Genomic DNA, 20,321 nt, shown 5'->3' on the forward strand with positions numbered 1-20,321 from the left:
ATTGATAACTTAACACACAAATATTACAATGAACAGTACAAAAGTAAGCAAACGCATCCTTGCACTCGACATTCTTCGTGGTGTCACCATCGCAGGTATGATTATGGTAAACAACCCCGGTTCGTGGGGACATATCTATGCCCCCTTGCGACATGCAGAGTGGAACGGCCTGACTCCCACCGACCTCGTCTTTCCTTTCTTCATGTTTATCATGGGAATTTCTACGTACATTTCCCTGAAGAAATACAACTTCGAGTTCAGCCACACCACCGGCATGAAGATACTGAAACGTACCATCGTCATTTTCCTCATAGGCATGGCCATCGGCTGGTTCTCGCGTTTCTGTTATTACTGGGCTTCCGCTCCGGACGACCTCAGTTTCGGAGAGAAACTATGGGCTTCCGTCTGGACATTCGACCGTATCCGTATTCTGGGTGTCATGCAACGGCTGGCCCTTTGCTACGGTGCAGCCTCCATCATTGCACTAACCATGAAGCATAAACATATACCTTATCTGATCGCCAGCCTATTGATAGGTTACTTCATACTGTTGATGTGTGGTAACGGTTTTGCCTATAATGAAACAAACATTCTTTCCGTGGTAGACCGTGCTATCCTAACCCCTGCACACATGTACAAGGATAACGGCATAGATCCCGAAGGTTTGTTAAGTACTATCCCTGCCATTGCACACGTGTTGCTGGGATTCTGTGTAGGACGGCTGATGCTGGACGGCAACAAGTCGGAAGACCGTGCCTCATTTCTCAATTCGCAGCTTATCACACTGTTTCTGGTAGGTGTTATCCTTACTTTCTCCGGTTTCCTGCTAAGCTACGGTTGCCCCATCAACAAGAAAATATGGTCTCCTACCTACGTACTCGTCACTTGCGGACTGGCATCCAGTTTTCTGGCATTGCTTATCTGGATTATTGATGTGAAAGGCTATAAGAAGTGGAGCATGTTTTTCGAGGCATTCGGTGTGAATCCGCTGTTCATGTATGTATTGGGCGGCGTACTTAGCATACTTTTCGGTAGCATCAGTTTCCCGTGGGGAGACGGCAGCATCAGTATACACGGATTCTTATATAATATAGTCCTCATGCCCGTTTTCGGTGAAACCGCCGGTTCCCTTGCCTTTGCCCTGCTGTTTATCGCCATTAACTGGTGTATCGGCTACCAGTTGTACAAACGAAAAATATATATCAAGATATGAGAATAAAGATGAAGGATTAGGGATTAATGTTTAATGATATCACCTTTATTATATGCAATACCCTAATCCTTAATCCATCATCCCTAATCCTTAATCCTTAAAAACTATTTTATATGATTTTAATAGCAGACAGTGGCTCTACAAAAACCGATTGGTGTGTTGTAGAGAATGGAGTACTTATCCAACAGATATTCACGAAGGGTACAAACCCTTTCTTTCAGTCGGAAGAGGAAATCAGTAATGAAATAGCAACAGCTCTATTACCTCAGCTGAAAACAAGTGAACTGGATGCCGTATACTTTTATGGTGCAGGATGCGGATTTCCCGACAAGATAAGTATGGTACACCGTGCCATTACCAAACACCTCAATGTGAAAAATGAAGTGGAAGTCAATACCGATATGCTGGCTGCCGCACGTGGCCTCTGCGGACATGACTCAGGCATTGCCTGCATCATGGGAACCGGTTCCAACTCATGTTATTATGACGGGAAAAGCATTGTCACCAATGTATCTCCTCTCGGATTCATCTTGGGAGACGAAGGCAGCGGAGCCTGCTTAGGCAAACTACTAGTAGGCGATATCTTGAAAAATCAGATGACACCTGAACTTAAAGAAAAATTCCTCAAACAGTTCGACCTGACACCTGCTGATATCATCGACCGTGTCTACCGTAAACCTTTCCCCAACCGTTTCCTGGCAAGTTTGTCACCGTTTCTTGCACAGAATCTGGGTGAACCTTGTGTACGCGCTCTGGTACTGAACAGCTTTAAGGCATTCCTTAAACGCAACGTCATGCAATATGAAGACTATCAGCATCAAAAAGTACATTTCATCGGTTCAGTAGCCTTCTATTACAAGGAAGTTCTGGCAGAAGCTGCCAAAGAAATGGGTATCCAACTGGGTGCAATCATCAAGAGCCCCATGGAAGGACTCATCAAATATCACAACTGAAAGTGACAAATCGTAAATAGTAAATCGTCAAATAGTAAATAGCCTTATGTTCGTAAAAATCTCAGAGCAACCATCGCTCTACAATGACTTGGAAAAGAAATCAGTCCGTGAAATTCTGGAAGACATCAATACCGAAGACCAGAAAGTGGCGCTTGCCGTACAGAGGGCAATCCCTCAAATAGAAAAGTTGGTAACCCAGATTGTGCCCCGCATGAAACAAGGCGGACGCATCTTCTACATGGGTGCGGGTACCAGTGGACGTCTGGGCGTACTCGACGCTTCGGAAATTCCACCGACTTTCGGTATGCCCCCCACGCTGGTTATCGGCTTGATTGCCGGTGGTGACACTGCATTGAGAAATCCGGTAGAGAATGCCGAAGATGACATTCACCGCGGTTGGGAAGAACTGACGGAACGCAATATTACAGATAAGGATACGGTCATCGGTATTGCTGCATCCGGTACCACCCCCTACGTGATTAGTGCCATGCACGAGGCACGCGAACACGGCATACTGACCGGCTGTATCACCAGCAACCCGGACTCTCCAATGGCAGCAGAGGCAGATGTAGCCATCGAAATGATTGTAGGGCCTGAATATGTGACGGGAAGCTCACGCATGAAATCGGGAACAGGACAGAAAATGATACTGAATATGATTACTACTTCCGTCATGATACAGTTGGGACGCGTGAAAGGCAACAAAATGGTGAATATGCAGCTCAGTAACAAAAAGCTTGTGGACCGTGGTACCCGTATGATTGTAGAGGAACTTGGACTGGACTATGGCAAAGCCAAGGCACTGCTGTTGATGCACGGCTCGGTGAAGAAGGCAGTGGATGCGTACAGAGCCCCTCGTGCCACTAAAGAGGAAGAAGAATAGTTTCAAGAACAATTAACCCGATTAATTATCCCCTTCCCCTTTCAAGAGTGTGTCAAAACCCCTTTCATAGGGGGGCGGGGCAAATCTTTTTATTATGAAAGCAATCTGTTTTTTTCTTTTTTCTCTTTGTCTGCAAGTTGCCACTGCGCAGCCTTTGCAGCGTGTAGCTCCTGAACAGGTGGGAATGGACTCCCGCAAACTGATGTATGCCGATGAAGCGATTGAAACGGCTATCGCCAACAAGGATATTCCCGGTGCCGTACTTGCCGTAGTGCGCAATGGGAAAATGGCATACTTGAAAGCCTATGGTAGCAAGCGCATCTACCCCAGTGTAGAGCCAATGACTACCAATACCATCTTTGATATGGCATCATGCAGCAAATCCATGTCGACTGCCGTATGTACAATGATACTGGCAGAACGCGGCAAGCTCCGTATGCTGGACCCCGTCAGCCTTTACATACCCCATTTCAAAAACTGGGAAAGCGAAGACGGCAAAGAGAAGAAGGTAATCCGCATTGCCGACTTGATGACACATACTTCCGGACTGCCCCCATACGCACCAGTAGGCGAACTTGAAAAGCAATACGGTTCCCCCAATCCGGATGGTCTTATGGAATACATCGCTACTTGCAAACGTGACTTCAAGCCACAGACAGATTTCCAATACAGTTGCCTCAACTTCATCACCCTGCAGCATATCATCGAGACAATAAGCGGCCAAAGTCTGCGTGATTTTGCCCGTGAAAACATATTTGATGTACTCGGCATGGAGCATACCGACTATCTGCCCTGCCAACGTGACAAGAATGGCAAATGGATAAATACAACAGATGCAAACTGGGCAGGTATCACCGAAGGAAACTGGCACAATGCCATCGCGCCAACCGAAAAACAACCTGACGGGCAAGTCCTCTGCGGACAAGTACACGACCCGCTGGCCCGTATCATGAACGGAGGCATCAGCGGCAACGCCGGAGTATTCTCCTGTGCCGAAGATATTGCCGTGCTCTGCGCAGCCCTGCAGAACGGAGGCGAATGGAACGGCCGCCGTATCCTGAGCCCGCTGGGTGTAAAAACCATGCGTACCGTGCCACGCGCCACAGCCAGTCTGGGACGTACTCTCGGCTGGGACTGCTTTACAGCATACGCCTCTAACAACGGGGACTTGTTCGGCCCGAACACCTATAGCCATACCGGATATACAGGTACTTCCATCGTTATCGATCCAGACAATGACACTTCTGTCATACTGCTTATCAATGCCGTGCATCCGGAAGACGGGCATAGCGTGGTTCGTCTGCGTTCATTGGTTGCCAACGCTGTAGCCGCTTCCATCTGTCCCGTTCCGCACATCTATACAGACCATTACTACAAACGCTTCCTACAGTTTATGGATGAGCCTGCCATTACAAGCAAAGACATCGTCATGCTTGGCAACAGCCTGACTGAAGGCGGTGGTGACTGGTCGGCACGCCTCGGCAAGAAGAACGTACGCAACCGTGGCATTATCGGTGACGAAGTGATGGGTATCTACGACCGTCTGCACCAGATACTCCCCGGACATCCCGCCAAGCTGTTCCTACTTATCGGAGTCAACGATATTTCCCACAATTTGACGTCGGACAGCATTGTAAGTATGATTCGTACAACCGTGGAACGTATTCAGAAAGAATCTCCCGATACGAAACTATACTTGCAAAGCCTGCTTCCTTTCAATGAAAGTTTCGGCCGGTACAAAAGCCTGACTGGGAAAACCGATATAATCCCCGAAGTCAACCTTCGTTTGGAAGCACTTGCCAAAGAAAAAAACATCGCTTATATCAACCTCTTCCCCTTGTTTACAGAGAAGGGAACGAATGTACTGCGCAGCGAACTAACCAACGACGGGTTGCATTTGAATGAGGATGGATACAAGATTTGGGTAAAGGCCATCAAGAAGAAAATATAGACTCCTCTATTATAAATAATAAAAAAGTGGTGAAGAAAAATCTTCACCACTTTTTTATTATTTATACCGGTTATTCTACGATGCGCTCCAGCAACAAATCGAACGTCAATGCGGTATATCCAGGGATTGTTCCATCACTATTACCACTGGATCCATAGGCGCTCTGCCAAGGTATATAAAGCATCCAACGCTCGCCTACCCGCATTAACTGCAAGGCTGCTGTCCATCCGGGAATTACATTTGCAACACCAAAAGTGGTTGGGGAATCAAAAGCTGTCGGTGCTTTCAACGAATTCAATGGAATATTAGTATCCAAAGCACTATACCCATCAAAATTTCCGTCAATTTGATCACCGACAATTAAAGTTCCGTAATAAAAAGCACTGACAGTAGAATGGTATCCCATATATAACGGACGTTCCCCTGTTTCATTCTTCACAAGCTTCTCGCAATATACATACTGGGCACCTTCGGTAGTGCTGGCAGTCGTCTGTATGGCATACAGTTTCCCGAGTTCCATAGCATCAGCCTGCTCTGCTGTGGCAACATAGTTCTCGCCAGTCAGCCTTTTTATCGAGTCAGCAAATGCCTCATTGCGTTCTCTCCAGTTATCATACTTCCCAGCCTCCTCCACTTCTTCACAAGAAATAAAAGCACCCACCAGCAACAGCAGGAAAGGCAAAAACAAAAGGGACTTTTTCATTTACTATTTTACTATTTTACTATTTACTATTTCAGTTTGTTCACGCATCAGTCTATTCCGTAACCGGTTTATTGCAACGTTTTCAGCAGTGATGTAATGCTTACACGGTCTGCAATGATATTGTTCAGTTCGGAGATAGCCACACGTTCTTGCTTCATGGTGTCACGGTTACGCAAGGTCACGCAATTGTCCTCCAATGTCTGGTGGTCTACAGTTACACAGTACGGAGTACCGATGGCATCCTGACGGCGGTAACGCTTGCCGATGGAGTCTTTCTCGTCATACTGGCAATGGAAGTGGAACTTCAAGTTGTCAATGATTTCGCGTGCCTTTTCGGGCAGTCCGTCTTTCTTTACCAACGGCATCACAGCCAGCTTCACCGGAGCCAGGGCAGCGGGAAGTTTCAATACTACGCGCGTTTCACCGTTCTCCAGCTTCTCTTCACAGTAGGAAGCAGACATGATGCTGAGGAACATACGGTCTACGCCTATCGAGGTTTCGATGACATACGGAGTATAGCTTTCGTTGGTTTCAGGGTCGAAATACTTGATGTTCTTACCGGAGAATTTCTCATGCTGGGACAAGTCAAAATTAGTACGGCTGTGAACACCTTCCACTTCCTTGAAACCGAAAGGCATCAGGAACTCGATGTCTGTAGCAGCATTGGCGTAGTGTGCCAGTTTGTCGTGGTCGTGGAAACGGTAATGGTCGTCGCCGAAGCCCAGCGCCTTGTGCCATTTCAGACGAGTAGCCTTCCAGGTCTTGAACCAGTCAAGCTCCGTACCCGGCTTCACGAAGAACTGCATTTCCATCTGCTCGAACTCGCGCATGCGGAAGATGAACTGGCGGGCTACGATTTCGTTACGGAAAGCCTTACCAATCTGGGCGATACCGAAAGGAATCTTCATGCGACCGGTTTTCTGTACATTCAGGTAATTTACAAAGATACCTTGTGCCGTTTCCGGACGAAGGTATATCTTCATGGCACCATCGGCGGTAGAACCCATTTCTGTTGAGAACATCAGATTGAACTGACGCACCTCTGTCCAGTTCTTTGTGCCACTGATAGGGCAAACGATTTCTTCGTCAAGGATAATCTGACGGAGTTCGTCCAGATTATTATCGTTCAAAGCCTTGGAAAAGCGTTCATGCAAGGCATCACGCTTGGCCTGGTGTTCCAGCACACGACCGTTGGTACTGCGGAACTGAGCCTCATCGAAAGCCTCACCAAAACGCTTGGCTGCTTTAGCCACTTCTTTGTTTATCTTATCATCATACTTGGCAAGCTGGTCCTCTATCAACACGTCGGCACGATAACGTTTCTTGGAATCGCGGTTGTCAATCAAAGGATCATTGAAAGCATCTACGTGTCCACTGGCTTTCCAGATAGTGGGGTGCATAAAGATAGCTGAGTCGATACCGACAATATTTTCGTGCAGCAGTACCATACTCTGCCACCAGTATTGCTTGATGTTATTTTTTAGTTCCACACCCATCTGACCATAGTCATACACAGCTCCCAGTCCATCATAAATCTCGCTGGAAGGGAACACAAAACCATATTCCTTACAGTGTGATACGAGTTTCTTAAAAACGTCTTCTTGTGCCATTTTCTGTTGTATCTAAATTAATTTGAATCTTATTTTCAGCTAAAAAGCGCCACAAAGATAGGGATTTATATCGTAAGTAGGACACGGAGGGTATTAATTTATCTTATTACCAAATAAAAGAAGAAGCTACCTCATAACTCCGAGGCAGCTTCTTTCCCAATTTTACCCAATTACAATTAATTTACCTAAGCACTACAAATCAACCTAATCACAACCAAGAATAATATTATACTCACCTTCAGCGTTTTATCGTATTAACAGTCTCTTGTGGTTTAAATATGTCATTTGTTTTTTCCACAACTGATACCACATCAACATCAAGTACAGCCTTAATATCCTTGGAAGAGGTTCCAATCAAAAACTTATAATTTCCAGCATCCACTACCCATGAAGAAGAAGCTTCATCATAAGAAGCCAAATCCGTAGTGTTCAGTTTCAAAGTGGCAGTAACAGTCTCACCTGGCCTCAATTCCTTAGTTTTGGTAAAAGCTTTAAGTTCTTTTTCCGGTTTGTTCATCTGAAACCTATTGGGAGCGGAGACATAAAGCTGAACAACCTCTTTCCCTGCAAACTTACCAACATTCTTCACATCAATAGAAACAGAATATATACCATTATCAACTTTGACAGACGGATTGACATACTCGAATGTTGTATACGAAAGACCATAGCCGAAGGGATAAGACACTTGCTTTCCGAAACTATCGAAATAGCGATAACCGACAAAAATATCTTCTTCATAATCCGTATAGTCTACATTCTTCACTGAAGAGCTTTTGTCCTCCTTATTCCTCACATCTGTATTAGCCCTAGCATCCATAGGAAAATTGGTCGAAGAAGCAACGTCCATCAACTTGTTCGGGAAAGTCATTGTCAACTTACCCGATGGAGATACCTTACCGCTCAACACATCCGTCACACTATTTCCACCCTCCTGTCCTGCCTGCCAAGCCAGCAAAATAGCATCCGGTAGTTTTTTCCAAGAAGCTGTTTCGATTACACCTCCGATATTCAATACCACCACCACTTTCTTCCCAGCAGCATGGAAAGCTTGGCTGACGGACTTCAGCAGTTGCAATTCTTCCTCACTCAGTTCAAAATCACTGACATTACGGTCTACAAATTCACCGGAAGTACGTCCCAGCGTAACCAATGCAACATCCGCTTTAGCAACTTGTTCTGACAACACCTTTGTAGTAGGGATAAGTTCTGTCGGGCGAGGTACCGGCATAAATCTGGAGAAAGGCTGAGACGAGTCAGGAGTATTTTTCTTATTCTCGGCCTCAATATACTGTTCATAATCGGCCTTCAATGCTTCATCTATCTGGTATCCAGCATTCTTCAAACCATCCAATAATGAGACTGTATAGGCACGATTCACATTACCTGAGCCGGTACCTCCTGCTATGAAATCATAGGAAGTACACCCGAAAAGAGCTATATTTCTGACCTTCCTTTCAAATGGCAAGATCTCGTTATTATTCTTCAACAAAACCATTCCTTCAGTCGCTGACTGGCGGGTAACTGCTGCGTGCGCCTTCAAATCAGGTTTATTGGAATATTTGTATTCTTTAAAATGAGGAGTTTGGAGAATAAGTTCAAGAACACGCTTCACATTACGATTCAGTATGGATTCATCCAATTTTCCGGATTTCACCCCTTCGATAATCATATCATACTGGTTAGCCCTTCCCGGTTGGAGCATATCATTACCTGCTATCATCTGAGCCACGGCATCCTTCCCTCCAAACCAGTCAGTTACCACCATACCCTCGAAATTCCACTCATCACGCAATAAAGTGGACAGCAAGTCTGTATTCTCAGAAGCATAGGTGCCATTAATATGATTGTAAGAGGACATTACTGTCCATGGTGCCGATTCCTTCACTGCAATTTCGAACCCCTTCAAATAGATTTCCCGTAAGGCACGAGGAGTGATACGAGCATCATTAGCATTCCGATTGGTTTCCTGGTTGTTAACAGCAAAATGTTTGATGGAAGTTCCCACTCCGTTGCTCTGTATCCCTCTAACATATGCAGCAGCTATCTTGCCAGACACCAACGGGTCTTCGGAATAATATTCAAAATTACGCCCGCACAAAGGATTCCGATGGATATTCAAAGCAGGAGCCAGTAAAACATCCGCACCATATTCCAACACTTCATTACCAATTGATTTTCCAACTTCCTCCACCAAATCCTGATTCCAAGTAGAAGCAAGTAACGTACCGATAGGAAAATGTGTACAATAATAAGTAGCAGAATCCCCTTCGCGGATAGGATCTATACGTAAACCTGCAGGTCCATCAGCCAACACAATGGCAGGAATTCCCAAGCGGGGTATCGGATAAGTAGTACCTGCTGCACCCATTACAGACCTATTAATGCAACATATTTACGTTTATTTAAATAAGATATTGCTATCTTTGAGAATTCAATTTCAGATTATATAGTATGTCTTTTACAAACTATTTACACAAATTAGCGTTCCCCCTCATTCTTCTGTTACTGGCTTATCTACCGTTAGCAGGACAAACTCCGTATGTATTTCGCCATTTGAAAGTAGAAAACGGGCTTTCAAACAATAACGTAAAAACCATATTGAAAGACAGTGAAGGCTTTTTATGGATAGGAACCGCCAATGGATTGAACCGATACGACGGATATAGCTTTAAAGTGTATCAGCCCAAAGAAAAAGACATCCATTCTTTATTGTCTAACGACATCTGGAACTTACAGGAAGACGGTTGGGGCAATTTGTGGATTGGAAGCGAGGCAAGATATTGTATATACGACCGGGACAAAGACAACTTCATTACCGATATTCCCTCATACCTCCTTAAAATAGGCATCCAGATAAATGGTACCTACAAAGTACATGTTGACAAAAAACACAATTTATGGGTACTGCAAGGCCAAAATGCTTTTTACTTCAATTTTTCTCATAAAGTCCTTCAAACATTCAAAATAGAAAACTTTCCAGAAGAAACTCCGGAACTGAGTATCAGTGATGATGGTGAAAACCTGTATCTTCTTTGGAATTCAACCTTATTGAAAGTAGGAAACAACGCAAAAAAATATAAACGGGTAGATAGTATCAGCTTACCCTCCAACTCTATTATCGAAAAGCATATATACATTGATTATCATGGAGGCATCTGGCTGTATTCATATACCGATGAACAAATATTCTATAAGAAAAACATAAAATCGGAATGGAACCAAATCAATCTCCATTCTAAAATAGAGACAAAAAGTAATGCAGTAAGGAGCATACTGGATGACTCAAACGGACATGTCTGGATAGGAACGGACCATAAAGGAGTATTCATTTACGACTACGTAAATGACAACCTTGTCAACCTTCTGAACAACCCTATGTCTTCCACATCCCTTGCTTCCAACAGAATAAATGCAATCTACCGTGATGATTCAGGTGTCATTTGGTTAGGAAATTTCAAAAAAGGAGTTTCTTATTATCACGAAAGCTTCTATGAATTTATTGATACCCAGCATAAAGAATGCGGTGACATAGCCTCCATTTTAGAGGATAAGGCCGGAAACATTTGGCTAGGAACAGATGGAAACGGACTTTATGTGAAAGAAAAACAAAAAGGATTTGCCATTCGCAAACTATCCATCCCCGACATAGCCATCATCAGTCTTCTCGAAGACAATAAAGGACGTATTTGGGCAGGAAGCTATCAAGACGGATTGTTCTGCTATGAGAACAACAGTATTCGCCATTTTACTCCAGAGAACAGCCAACTGCCATACAGTGGCGTATGGAGCATGAAGGAAGACCGATATGGAAACTTATGGATAGGCTACGTACTGGGAACTTTGACTTGTTTTAATCCGGACGCGAATACTGCGACAAGTTATCTACTGCCTGACGGGAATAACATCAATGTACTCAATATCTATTATGACTATGGAGACAAAATGTATATCGGGACTACATACGGACTCTGTGTAATGGACATCGTGACGAGAAAGCCCGAAATGATTTATGCCAATCGAAAAGAGACACAGCCATTCAAGCAATTCTTCATCTCCTCCGTATTCAAGGACGACAGAGATATATTGTGGTTAGCCCATAAACAAGGATTGACCGCCTGGGACTTAAAAAATGATTCACTGTACTGGTTCAACGTAACCAACGGATTGTGCGACAATCTCATTAATAGTATAACTCAAGACAATCACGGTAACATGTGGCTTGCAACAAGTAACGGATTGTCTATACTGGAAGTAACGCCGGACACCCAGAAAGGATTAGACTTTTCTTTCAAGAATCTTTCTACCAGAGACGGACTGTCAGAAAATCATTTCAACTCCCATTCCTCTTGTAAATTGTCCAGCGGAGATTTGCTGCTGGGAGGCACCAGTGGCTATACATCCATAAATCCGAACAAACTGACCGAAAAGAGCCGACCGCTGGCAAAGGTGTATTTTACGAATCTGACCATTGGCAATCAACATATAGAAGTAGACTCAATATATGAAGGACGCAAACTATTAACAACTGTACTTGGCAGAACCCCATCATTGGCTGTCAAATATGACGATTATTTAATCTCCATCGAATTTGCTGCAGGCGATCTGTTGAATGCTGATAAAATAAGATATGCCTATAAACTGGAAGGATTAAATACCCAATGGTACTATACAAACGAAAACAAGGTGGCTTTCACCACCCTTCCTCCTGGTAATTACAAACTATTAATCAAAGCCTGTAACAGTGACGGTATATGGAATGACGAAGCTAGCGAGTTGAATATAACCGTTTCATCTCCAATATATTTATGTAATGTTGCCATCATCTTGTACATATTGTTTGCCATTGGCATAATATCCTATGTAATATACCGATTAAAAAAGCATCATTACATAAGACTGGAACAACAACGAGCAAAACTGGAGCAAGAACAAAAGTTGCTTCTGAATGAGATGAAGCTAAAGTTCTTTACAAATATAAGCCATGATTTACGTACACCACTGACACTTATCATCAGCCCGTTACAAATGTTATTATCAGAACCCCTGGATAACGGAATACGCAAAAAGCTAAATACAATCAATAAAAATGCACAACAATTACTTACATCGATAAACTCTCTGCTTGATTTCCGGAAACTGGATGTAGGAGCCGAGACAGCTCATTACAAATCGGGAGATATTGTCAACTTTATCCGCGAGATTTGCAGTACTTTTCAAGAGTATGCTCTTGACCATACCATCAGCTTCTGTTTCATGTGCGAAGTAGAAAACCTGAACATGTCCTTCGATCCGGTTAAAATAAAAAAAGTAATGAACAACTTGTTGTCCAATGCCTTCAAATACACTCCTGATAAAGGAGAAATCAATGTACATCTTTATCGCGAAGATGACAATGTATGCATCTGTGTGGCAGACAACGGACAAGGTATCATAGACAAAGACAAGAAACATATCTTCGAACGTTTTTATCAGGTGCAACAAACTTCGGAAAAAACCGGCAGTGGAATCGGCCTGCATATTGCAAACGAATATGTACATCTACACAAAGGAACAATCTCCGTCACGGACAATTTTCCTAAAGGTTCCGTATTTACCGTTAAATTGCCTATCGTCACATATGCCAGTGAAAAGGAGGAATTACTTCCGGAACTGCTAAACAATGACAAAGCTCCGAATGAACTTCCCGTTCCAAATGCGGAAGAATTGCGGTATACCATCTTGTTGGTGGACGACAACAAGGATTTCTGTAGTTTCATGTCTGAATACCTGTCCGATGAATACGCCATACAGGTTGCCTACAATGGAGCAGAGGCATTGAAGATATTAGAAAAAAACAGCGTCAATATTGTAATAAGCGACATCATGATGCCAGTGATGAATGGAACAGAGCTATGTCGGCAAATCAAAACAAACATGCAATGGTCCCACATTCCCGTTATATTGCTTACAGCCCGTATGGCAGAAGAATACAAAAGTGAAGGATTTGAGCAAGGAGCCGATGACTATATCGTAAAGCCTTTTGACTTCAAATTACTAAAGCTGCGCATCAGGAAATTTATTGAATGGACAGAAAAAAGCCATCGTAAATTCAGTCAGAAAATAGAAGTGACACCTAATGAAATAACAATCACTCCACTAGACGAACAATTTATTGAAAAAGCTATCAAAATAGTAGAAGAGCGCATGAGTGATTCCGACTTCTCTGTGGAAATGTTAGGAGCAGAATTGGGGTTGAGTCGTAGCCATCTCTACAAAAAGCTGATGTGTATCACCGGTAAAGGTCCGGCAGAATTCATCCGGATTATCCGTTTGAAGCGCAGTAAGCAACTTCTAAAAGAAAGCCAGAAACAAATTGCAGAAATTGCCTATGAGGTAGGATTCAGTTCTCCAAAAAGGTTCACTGTAAACTTCAAGAATGAATTTGGAATATCACCATCTGATTACATCCGCAGTCTAAAATGATAACTTGAAACATAAAGGTATGTTATTTGAGACATGATAGACCTATGCTATTATGATAACTTTCCATATTTGCAGTAGCTTTTGATAACAGTTATTTTTAAATCTTAAATTAAAGTATTATGAAGTTACACGCAAATGTATGCTCTCAATGGGAATGGACAAAATTGAGACAATTGCTTGTTATCGTGTTACTAGGTTTGGGTATTGTTTCCACGTATGGACAAACCAAAACAGTATCCGGTATCGTTAAATCAGAATCGGGCGGTGAGCCACTTGTAGGAGCCACCGTCAAAGTGAAAGAAACCAATACGGGCGGCATTACCGACATCGACGGCCGTTACACCATCCAGGCAAATCTGGGACAAACATTGATAGTCTCTTACATCGGCTACCGCACCAAAGAGGTGAAAGTAGAGCGCACCACCCGCATCGACATACTGCTGCAAGAAGACAATGAGATGCTGGACGAAGTAGTAGTAGTGGGATACGGTACGATGAAACGCAGTGACCTGACCGGTTCCGTAGTCAGCGTGACGGGTGACGAACTGAAAAAGTCCGTAGTCACCTCGCTCGACCAAGCTTTGCAAGGACGTGCCGCCGGTGTGCAGGTGACCCAGAATTCCGGAACTCCGGGTGGCGGTATCTCGGTCAGCATCCGTGGTATCAACTCCTTGAACGGCAACGAACCGCTCTACGTTATCGACGGTGTAGCCATCTCAGGCAACAACACCAGCAACAACAGCGTGCTCAGTTCCATCAACCCTGCAGACATCGTTTCCATGGAAGTATTGAAAGATGCATCGGCCACAGCCATCTATGGTAGCCGCGCCTCCAACGGTGTAGTACTCATCACCACCCGTCAGGGCGAAGAGGGCAAAACAAAGGTCTCCTACGAAGGTTACTATGCCTTGCAACAGCTTCCCAAGAAACTGGAAACACTGACACTCCCCGAATATGCCGTTTACCAGAACCTCCGCGCCGCCACCATCGGCTTCGGCGCACGCGAAGAGTTCAAAGACCCCTCACTCCTCAGCCGCGGTACCGACTGGCAGAATGAAATCTTCCGCACTGCCCCGATGCACAACCATCAGATAAACATCTCCGGAGGCTCGAAGAGCATGAAATACTCGCTATCAGGCGGCTACATGAAGCAAGACGGTATTGTATTCGGTTCGGACTTCGAGCGTTTCTCTTTCCGTGTCAACATGGACAACGACATCAACAAGTGGCTCACCACTGGCTTGCGTGCCTCCGTAGCCCGTACACAGCAGACCAACAACGTGGACGGTTCGGGTGCCATCTACAATGCCCTGAACCAGCTCCCCGAAGTGCCTGCCCGCAACCCAGACGGCAGTTTCGGTATGCAGACGGAGAACATGTATGGAACTTACTTCTCCAACCCCCTCTCCGACCTTATCCAAAACGAAAACTATAGTCGCAGCACACAAGTCTATGTCAACGCCTTTGCCGACATCAAGCTGTGGAAAGGACTCGTATTCCGTACGGAATATGCCGCCAACTTCAATTACAGCAACGACTATAAGTTTACCCCCTCCTACGACTACGAGCACTTCAAGCAGCAGTCGTCAGCAAGCCGTGGAGCCGGCAACGGAAGCAACTGGACATTGAAAACTTACTTTACTTATAATAATACCTTCGGCAAACACGGCCTCTCTGCCATGCTGGGACACGAAGCGCAAGAAAATAAGTACGAGTCGCTGAGCGGCAGTCGTACCAACTTCCTCTTCAACTCCGTACACGAACTGGATGCGGGCGATGCCACAACAGCAAAAGCCAACAGTTCCCGTGGTTCATCCGCCATCGAATCATACTTCGGCCGTCTGAACTACAACTACAACGACCGCTACTTGCTGACCGCTACGCTCCGTGCCGACGGTTCGTCTTCGTTTGCCAAAGAAAGTCGTTGGGGTTGGTTCCCTTCGGTAGCATTGGCTTGGAAAGTCAATAACGAAGCTTTCCTCAAAGATGTGGAAGCCATCAACTCACTGAAACTCCGCTTGGGTTGGGGTGTGGTAGGCAACCAATGGGCAGGTTCCTATGCCTATGGCGTCACCATGGCTTCGGCAGCCTCCATCTGGGGCACTGGTTTCTATGCAGGCAACTATCCTAATCGTGAACTGAAGTGGGAAGAAACAAACTCCTTCAATGTAGGACTCGACCTCGCCCTCTTCAACAACCGCATAGAGTTCATTGCCGATGCTTATTACAAGAAAACGGACAATCTGCTGATGCAAGCTTCTCTTCCTACCTACGTAAGCGGTCTGATTCGTGCACCATGGGTCAATGCCGGTGCTATGACCAATAAAGGTGTGGAATTTACCCTAAACACGCACAACATCCAGACACGTGATTTCACCTGGACCTCAGGACTCACCTTCTCCATCAACCGCAACGAAGTGACGAAACTCTACTCCGAATCATCCGCTATTTCGGGAATCAACGGTTCGGAAACACTGACCTACACCATGGTGGGCGAACCGGTCGGGCAGTTCTACGGCTATAAAGTAATCGGTATGTTCAAGGAAGAAGGAGATTTCTACAAGAAAGGTGCCGACGGCAACTTCCTGCTCGACGAAACGGGCAACCGCATCCAAGTAGCCATCCCGAAGGACCAGACCATCGGCAAATCGGGCATCTGGGTAGGTGACTACATCTATGAAGACCGCGACAACAACGGTGTAATTGATGAGAAAGACCGCACATTCCTCGGCAATCCGGCACCCAAATTCACGTTCGGCTTCAACAACTACCTTTCTTATAAGGGATTTGACCTCAACATCTTCCTGAACGGCTCGGTGGGCAACAAGGCCATCAACCTGATTCGCCGCACCTTCACCGACCCCATGCGTAACAGTAACCTGCTGAAAGAAGCTACCGACATTGCCCTAATCGCCATGTACGACCCCGAAGTCGGCGACGAGGTACTTTCCAATGTTTACGTGGCCAACGCCGATGCAGCCAAAGTACAACGCATCACTACCAGTAGCGCCAACGACAACAACCGTATCTCCGACCGCTTTGTGGAAGACGCTTCCTATCTCCGCATAAAGAACATCTCGCTGGGATACACCTTCCCACAGAAATGGTTGCGCCATTTGCAGATAGACCATCTGCGCCTCTACGTCAACATCCAGAACCTCTGTACCATCACAGGCTACAAAGGCTACGATCCCGAAATAGGCGCCTTGAACTACAATGTATTGCTACGTGGTGTGGACGATGCGCGCTATCCTTCGCAACGTATCTATACATTTGGTCTTAACTTCAATTTCTAATGGGCCTAACAAATCATTTATCATTTAAAATCTCAATATAGTTATGAAACACAGATTTTTAACCCTTATATCATCGCTCCTTCTGCTCACAGCATGTAGCGACTCATTTCTGGAACGTGCTCCCGAAGGAAACTATGTAGATGTGACATACTACACTTCCGACAATGCACTCGAACAAGCCACTGCACCACTTTACAACCGTGCATGGTTCGACCTCAACTCCCGCGCTATCGTACCGCTGGGCAGTAACCGTGCCAACGACAACTTCAGTCGCTGGGGAGCTCCCGAGTTCACCAACTTCAAGGTAACAGCCTTAAGTGAAAACCTTGCCAACGCATGGACAGGTTTCTACTCGGTCATTACAATGGCCAATGCCGTTATCAGTGATGTGCAGACCAAATGTAGCAACAGCGTAAGCGAACGTGCCAAGCGTACAGCCATTGCCGAAGCCCGCCTGATGCGTGCTTGTGCCTACTTCTACATGGTCCGCCTCTGGGGACCGGTTATCATCATCGAAGACAACGACAAAGTGGTTGCCAATCCCATGCAACCACTCCACCGCGAAGAAGATGTACTGGAACTCGTTATTCGTGACCTCACTTATGCAACCGAAAATCTTCCTGAAGTGGCAACCGCCAAAGGACGTGCCAGCGCATGGGGGGCAAAAGGCATGCTTGCCAAAGTCTACCTCGCCCGCTCAGGCTGGAAAGGAGGCGCACGCGACAACGCTGACCTGGAGAAAGCCAAGGAACTGGCCGCCGACGTGATAAACAATAGCGGCATCAGCCTTTACGAAAACTATGAAGACCTCTTCAAGTATAAGCACAACAACAATCCTGAATCGCTCATTGCCATGCAGTGGGTGCCACTGGGTGATTGGGGCGTATGCAACACTCTACTTGCCGACCTCGCCGGCAACAGCGAGATGACCGGCGGTGTAAACGTATGGAGCAGCTATCAGGCAAGTATCGATATGCTCCAGCAATATGAGTTGGGCGACACTATCCGCCGCAATGCCACCTTCTGCACACCGGGTACATACTATTCATACATCTGCATTGCCGACGGAGGCTATACATACGATGGCAACACCTCTTGCATTAAAAAAGGTGTACCGGGCGGTCCGGACGACGACAACGACGGTTATGTCCAGTCCATGAACTCTCCTCTCAACACCTACATCCTACGCCTTGCCGATGTTTACCTGACCTATGCCGAAGCTTGTCTGGGCAACAGCGAAGAACTGACTGGAGGCCCCGGCCTGGAAGCATTGAACCAGGTACGCGACCGTGCACGTATCCCTCGCAAGGAACGCGTAACCTTCGAAGACATCATTCGCGAACGCCGCGTAGAGTTCTCGATGGAGTATTGTAACTGGTATGACATGGTATCGTGGTATCACTGGAAACCCGACTACATGCTGAATTACTTCCAGAACCAACACCGCGGCTATACAGTAGACCTCATCGTGAAGGACGAAGACGGTTACCTTCACTTCGGCAAGAAAGAAGGCGACACTTTCCTCGAAGGCATAGAAAATTGGCAGGAACCGGGCGAGAATATCGAAATCCACCACGGCAACATCCTGATGCCTTATCCGGAAAGCGATGTCATCCAGAATCCGCTACTGAACGAAGAACCGGTAGCATACGAATTCAGTGAATAAACCAAGTTATACATTCATTATCTCAAATAACGACTTTAATATGAAATATATACATTTTCCTTTTGTGTTGCTCACCATCCTATTGGCATGCAATCTTTTCACTGCCTGCAACGATGATGAGGGCGGTGGTGTTCCCGTAATCCACCACATCCGTCTTATCGATCCCGAGAAAGCTGACAGTACGTTTACCGATGTAAATCCGGGCACCATGATTGTAGTCATCGGAGAGAATCTGAACGATGTGAAGAAAGTATTTATCAACGAACAAGAAATTTCGTTCAACAGCAACTACGGAACTTCCACTAACCTGATACTTACCATTCCCAGCGAATTGCAACTGACAGGTGCCAATCCGGAACTGAAAGGCGAACTGCGTATCGAGACCTCGCACGGCATTGCCACGTACTCCATGCATGTGCTCTCGCCCGCACCCTACATCACCCGTGTAGCCACAACCTTCCCCGTGGAGGCGGGTACGCCTCTGCGCATCGTGGGCGGTAACTTCTACGAAATTCAGCGTGTCTATTTCACCACTGCCGTGGACGACATCACCGATGCACCTGTTTCAGTAGAAGTGACTGACTACACAGTTAATAGAGACTTCACCGAGATTTCATTCAATGCTCCCGCAGGCCTGATTGATGAAGGCAGCCTGGTAGTGGAGTGCTATACCGCATCCGCATTCACTCCCTTCCGTCGCACAGCCCTCCCGCCGAGTATCAGCAAGGTAAGCTCCATGATGCCTATCACGGGTACTACAGTTACCGTACTGGGACAGAATTTCATGGATATCGCCTCCATCACAATGGGTAACCGCTCGGTAGACCTCTCTACTGTAACCGTAAGCGAAGCCAATGATATGCTTACCTTCACCATGCCGCGTGCACCTCAAGGCACTTGCTCACTCGCCATCACCACCATGGGCGGCACTGCCGAAGTTCCGGGCTTTTATCCTTTGGAGAATGTTGTATTGAACTATGACAACATCGGTTGGTTCTCCTGGGGCGGACAAGCTGCACCCATCACAGCCGACGGCACGGCAGCTCCTTTCTTCTCGGATGGTAAATGCTACAGCATATCAGGCGAACTTTCAGCATGGAACTACTGGTGGGGCCAATTGCAGAACGGTGCCGTATGGGGCATCGACGCAGCCTTCCTGCCTACTAATACACCGACTTCCGAACTGGCTTTGCAATTCGAATGTTTCGTAGCAGTAGAATATGGTGAAGGTCCTGTCTTCCGCATCTACCTAAAAGGGAATGAGGCTCACAACTACACGAACTATCGTCCGGTGAGTGATTTCACCGGGAAAACCGAAGTAGGTCAATGGATGCAGTGCAGCATTCCACTTTCCGAACTGGTAGACGAAGCCACTTGGAGCGAGTTCCAAAAACGTGACGGTGACGAGTTGGCACTCCAGATGACAAACCCTAGCGAAAATGGTCCGTACAACATCGAAATGTATTTTGATAATTTCCGAGTTGTCAAGATACAATAATTCAATAATTTGAATTAAAATCGGGCACGGGATTACACAAAGTGACACCTTCTTTTAAACTCTTAGACGCTGATTCAATTGAA

The 20,321-nt window shown here is 45.7% G+C and carries 11 protein-coding genes; 8 read left to right on the top strand and 3 right to left on the bottom strand.

Annotation, left to right across the window (positions count from 1 at the left end):
* The first annotated feature begins 28 nt into the window (after nt 1-28).
* The 4 genes from JXR92_RS02220 (at nt 29) to JXR92_RS02235 (ending at nt 5,000) form a co-directional block, all read left to right on the top strand.
* Complete coding sequence (locus JXR92_RS02220; RefSeq protein ID WP_138344631.1) at nt 29-1,213, top strand: acyltransferase family protein; 1,185 nt, start codon at nt 29-31, stop codon at nt 1,211-1,213.
* A gap of 113 nt (nt 1,214-1,326) precedes the next feature.
* Nucleotides 1,327-2,166 carry a BadF/BadG/BcrA/BcrD ATPase family protein gene (locus tag JXR92_RS02225; protein WP_117600241.1) on the top strand — a complete coding sequence of 280 codons (840 nt, stop codon included), beginning with the start codon at nt 1,327-1,329 and terminating at the stop codon, nt 2,164-2,166.
* 46 nt (nt 2,167-2,212) lie between these two features.
* Nucleotides 2,213-3,049, top strand: coding sequence for an N-acetylmuramic acid 6-phosphate etherase (gene murQ / locus JXR92_RS02230; RefSeq protein WP_138344632.1), 837 nt, complete (start codon nt 2,213-2,215; stop codon nt 3,047-3,049).
* Between the two features lie 94 nt (nt 3,050-3,143).
* Nucleotides 3,144-5,000 (top strand): serine hydrolase, encoded by a 1,857-nt coding sequence (locus JXR92_RS02235; protein ID WP_138344633.1) that lies wholly within the window; start codon nt 3,144-3,146, stop codon nt 4,998-5,000.
* A gap of 70 nt (nt 5,001-5,070) precedes the next feature.
* Here the strand turns inward: JXR92_RS02235 and JXR92_RS02240 are convergent, their stop codons facing one another.
* The 3 genes from JXR92_RS02240 to JXR92_RS02250 all read right to left on the bottom strand — a co-directional run bounded on the left by JXR92_RS02240 (nt 5,071) and on the right by JXR92_RS02250 (nt 9,684).
* On the bottom strand, nt 5,071-5,703 hold the full coding sequence (locus JXR92_RS02240) for an FKBP-type peptidyl-prolyl cis-trans isomerase (protein WP_138344634.1): 633 nt from the start codon (nt 5,701-5,703) through the stop codon (nt 5,071-5,073).
* Between the two features lie 68 nt (nt 5,704-5,771).
* Nucleotides 5,772-7,313: a glycine--tRNA ligase gene (locus JXR92_RS02245; protein WP_138344635.1), complete on the bottom strand. Its 1,542-nt coding sequence runs from the start codon at nt 7,311-7,313 to the stop codon at nt 5,772-5,774.
* A 238-nt stretch (nt 7,314-7,551) separates the two neighbouring features.
* On the bottom strand, nt 7,552-9,684 hold the full coding sequence (locus JXR92_RS02250) for a beta-glucosidase (protein WP_226791243.1): 2,133 nt from the start codon (nt 9,682-9,684) through the stop codon (nt 7,552-7,554).
* 83 nt (nt 9,685-9,767) lie between these two features.
* On the opposite strand from JXR92_RS02250, the gene JXR92_RS02255 reads away from it, so the two are divergent.
* From JXR92_RS02255 to JXR92_RS02270, 4 genes are all read left to right on the top strand, one after another.
* The gene (locus tag JXR92_RS02255; protein WP_131225557.1) at nt 9,768-13,778 is read left to right on the top strand and encodes a hybrid sensor histidine kinase/response regulator transcription factor; all 4,011 of its coding nucleotides are present in this window, start codon (nt 9,768-9,770) and stop codon (nt 13,776-13,778) included.
* 119 nt (nt 13,779-13,897) lie between these two features.
* The gene (locus JXR92_RS02260; RefSeq protein WP_131225558.1) at nt 13,898-17,074 is read left to right on the top strand and encodes a SusC/RagA family TonB-linked outer membrane protein; all 3,177 of its coding nucleotides are present in this window, start codon (nt 13,898-13,900) and stop codon (nt 17,072-17,074) included.
* A gap of 43 nt (nt 17,075-17,117) precedes the next feature.
* The gene (locus tag JXR92_RS02265) at nt 17,118-18,740 is read left to right on the top strand and encodes a RagB/SusD family nutrient uptake outer membrane protein (RefSeq protein ID WP_131225559.1); all 1,623 of its coding nucleotides are present in this window, start codon (nt 17,118-17,120) and stop codon (nt 18,738-18,740) included.
* A gap of 40 nt (nt 18,741-18,780) precedes the next feature.
* Nucleotides 18,781-20,238 carry a glycan-binding surface protein gene (locus JXR92_RS02270; RefSeq protein ID WP_131225560.1) on the top strand — a complete coding sequence of 486 codons (1,458 nt, stop codon included), beginning with the start codon at nt 18,781-18,783 and terminating at the stop codon, nt 20,236-20,238.
* Nucleotides 20,239-20,321: the final 83 nt, after the last annotated feature.

Source organism: Bacteroides parvus (assembly GCF_017309675.2).
GTDB classification, from domain to species: Bacteria; Bacteroidota; Bacteroidia; order Bacteroidales; family Bacteroidaceae; genus Bacteroides; species Bacteroides uniformis.

Excerpts from the sequence above, each read along its gene's own strand:
- JXR92_RS02220 (WP_138344631.1), top strand. The coding sequence starts at position 29 with ATGAACAGTACAAAAGTAAGCAAACGCATCCTTGCACTCGACATTCTT.
- JXR92_RS02225 (WP_117600241.1), top strand. The coding sequence starts at position 1,327 with ATGATTTTAATAGCAGACAGTGGCTCTACAAAAACCGATTGGTGTGTT.
- murQ (WP_138344632.1), top strand. The coding sequence starts at position 2,213 with ATGTTCGTAAAAATCTCAGAGCAACCATCGCTCTACAATGACTTGGAA.
- JXR92_RS02235 (WP_138344633.1), top strand. The coding sequence starts at position 3,144 with ATGAAAGCAATCTGTTTTTTTCTTTTTTCTCTTTGTCTGCAAGTTGCC.
- JXR92_RS02240 (WP_138344634.1), bottom strand. The coding sequence starts at position 5,703 with ATGAAAAAGTCCCTTTTGTTTTTGCCTTTCCTGCTGTTGCTGGTGGGT.
- JXR92_RS02245 (WP_138344635.1), bottom strand. The coding sequence starts at position 7,313 with ATGGCACAAGAAGACGTTTTTAAGAAACTCGTATCACACTGTAAGGAA.
- JXR92_RS02250 (WP_226791243.1), bottom strand. The coding sequence starts at position 9,684 with ATGGGTGCAGCAGGTACTACTTATCCGATACCCCGCTTGGGAATTCCT.
- JXR92_RS02255 (WP_131225557.1), top strand. The coding sequence starts at position 9,768 with ATGTCTTTTACAAACTATTTACACAAATTAGCGTTCCCCCTCATTCTT.
- JXR92_RS02260 (WP_131225558.1), top strand. The coding sequence starts at position 13,898 with ATGAAGTTACACGCAAATGTATGCTCTCAATGGGAATGGACAAAATTG.
- JXR92_RS02265 (WP_131225559.1), top strand. The coding sequence starts at position 17,118 with ATGAAACACAGATTTTTAACCCTTATATCATCGCTCCTTCTGCTCACA.
- JXR92_RS02270 (WP_131225560.1), top strand. The coding sequence starts at position 18,781 with ATGAAATATATACATTTTCCTTTTGTGTTGCTCACCATCCTATTGGCA.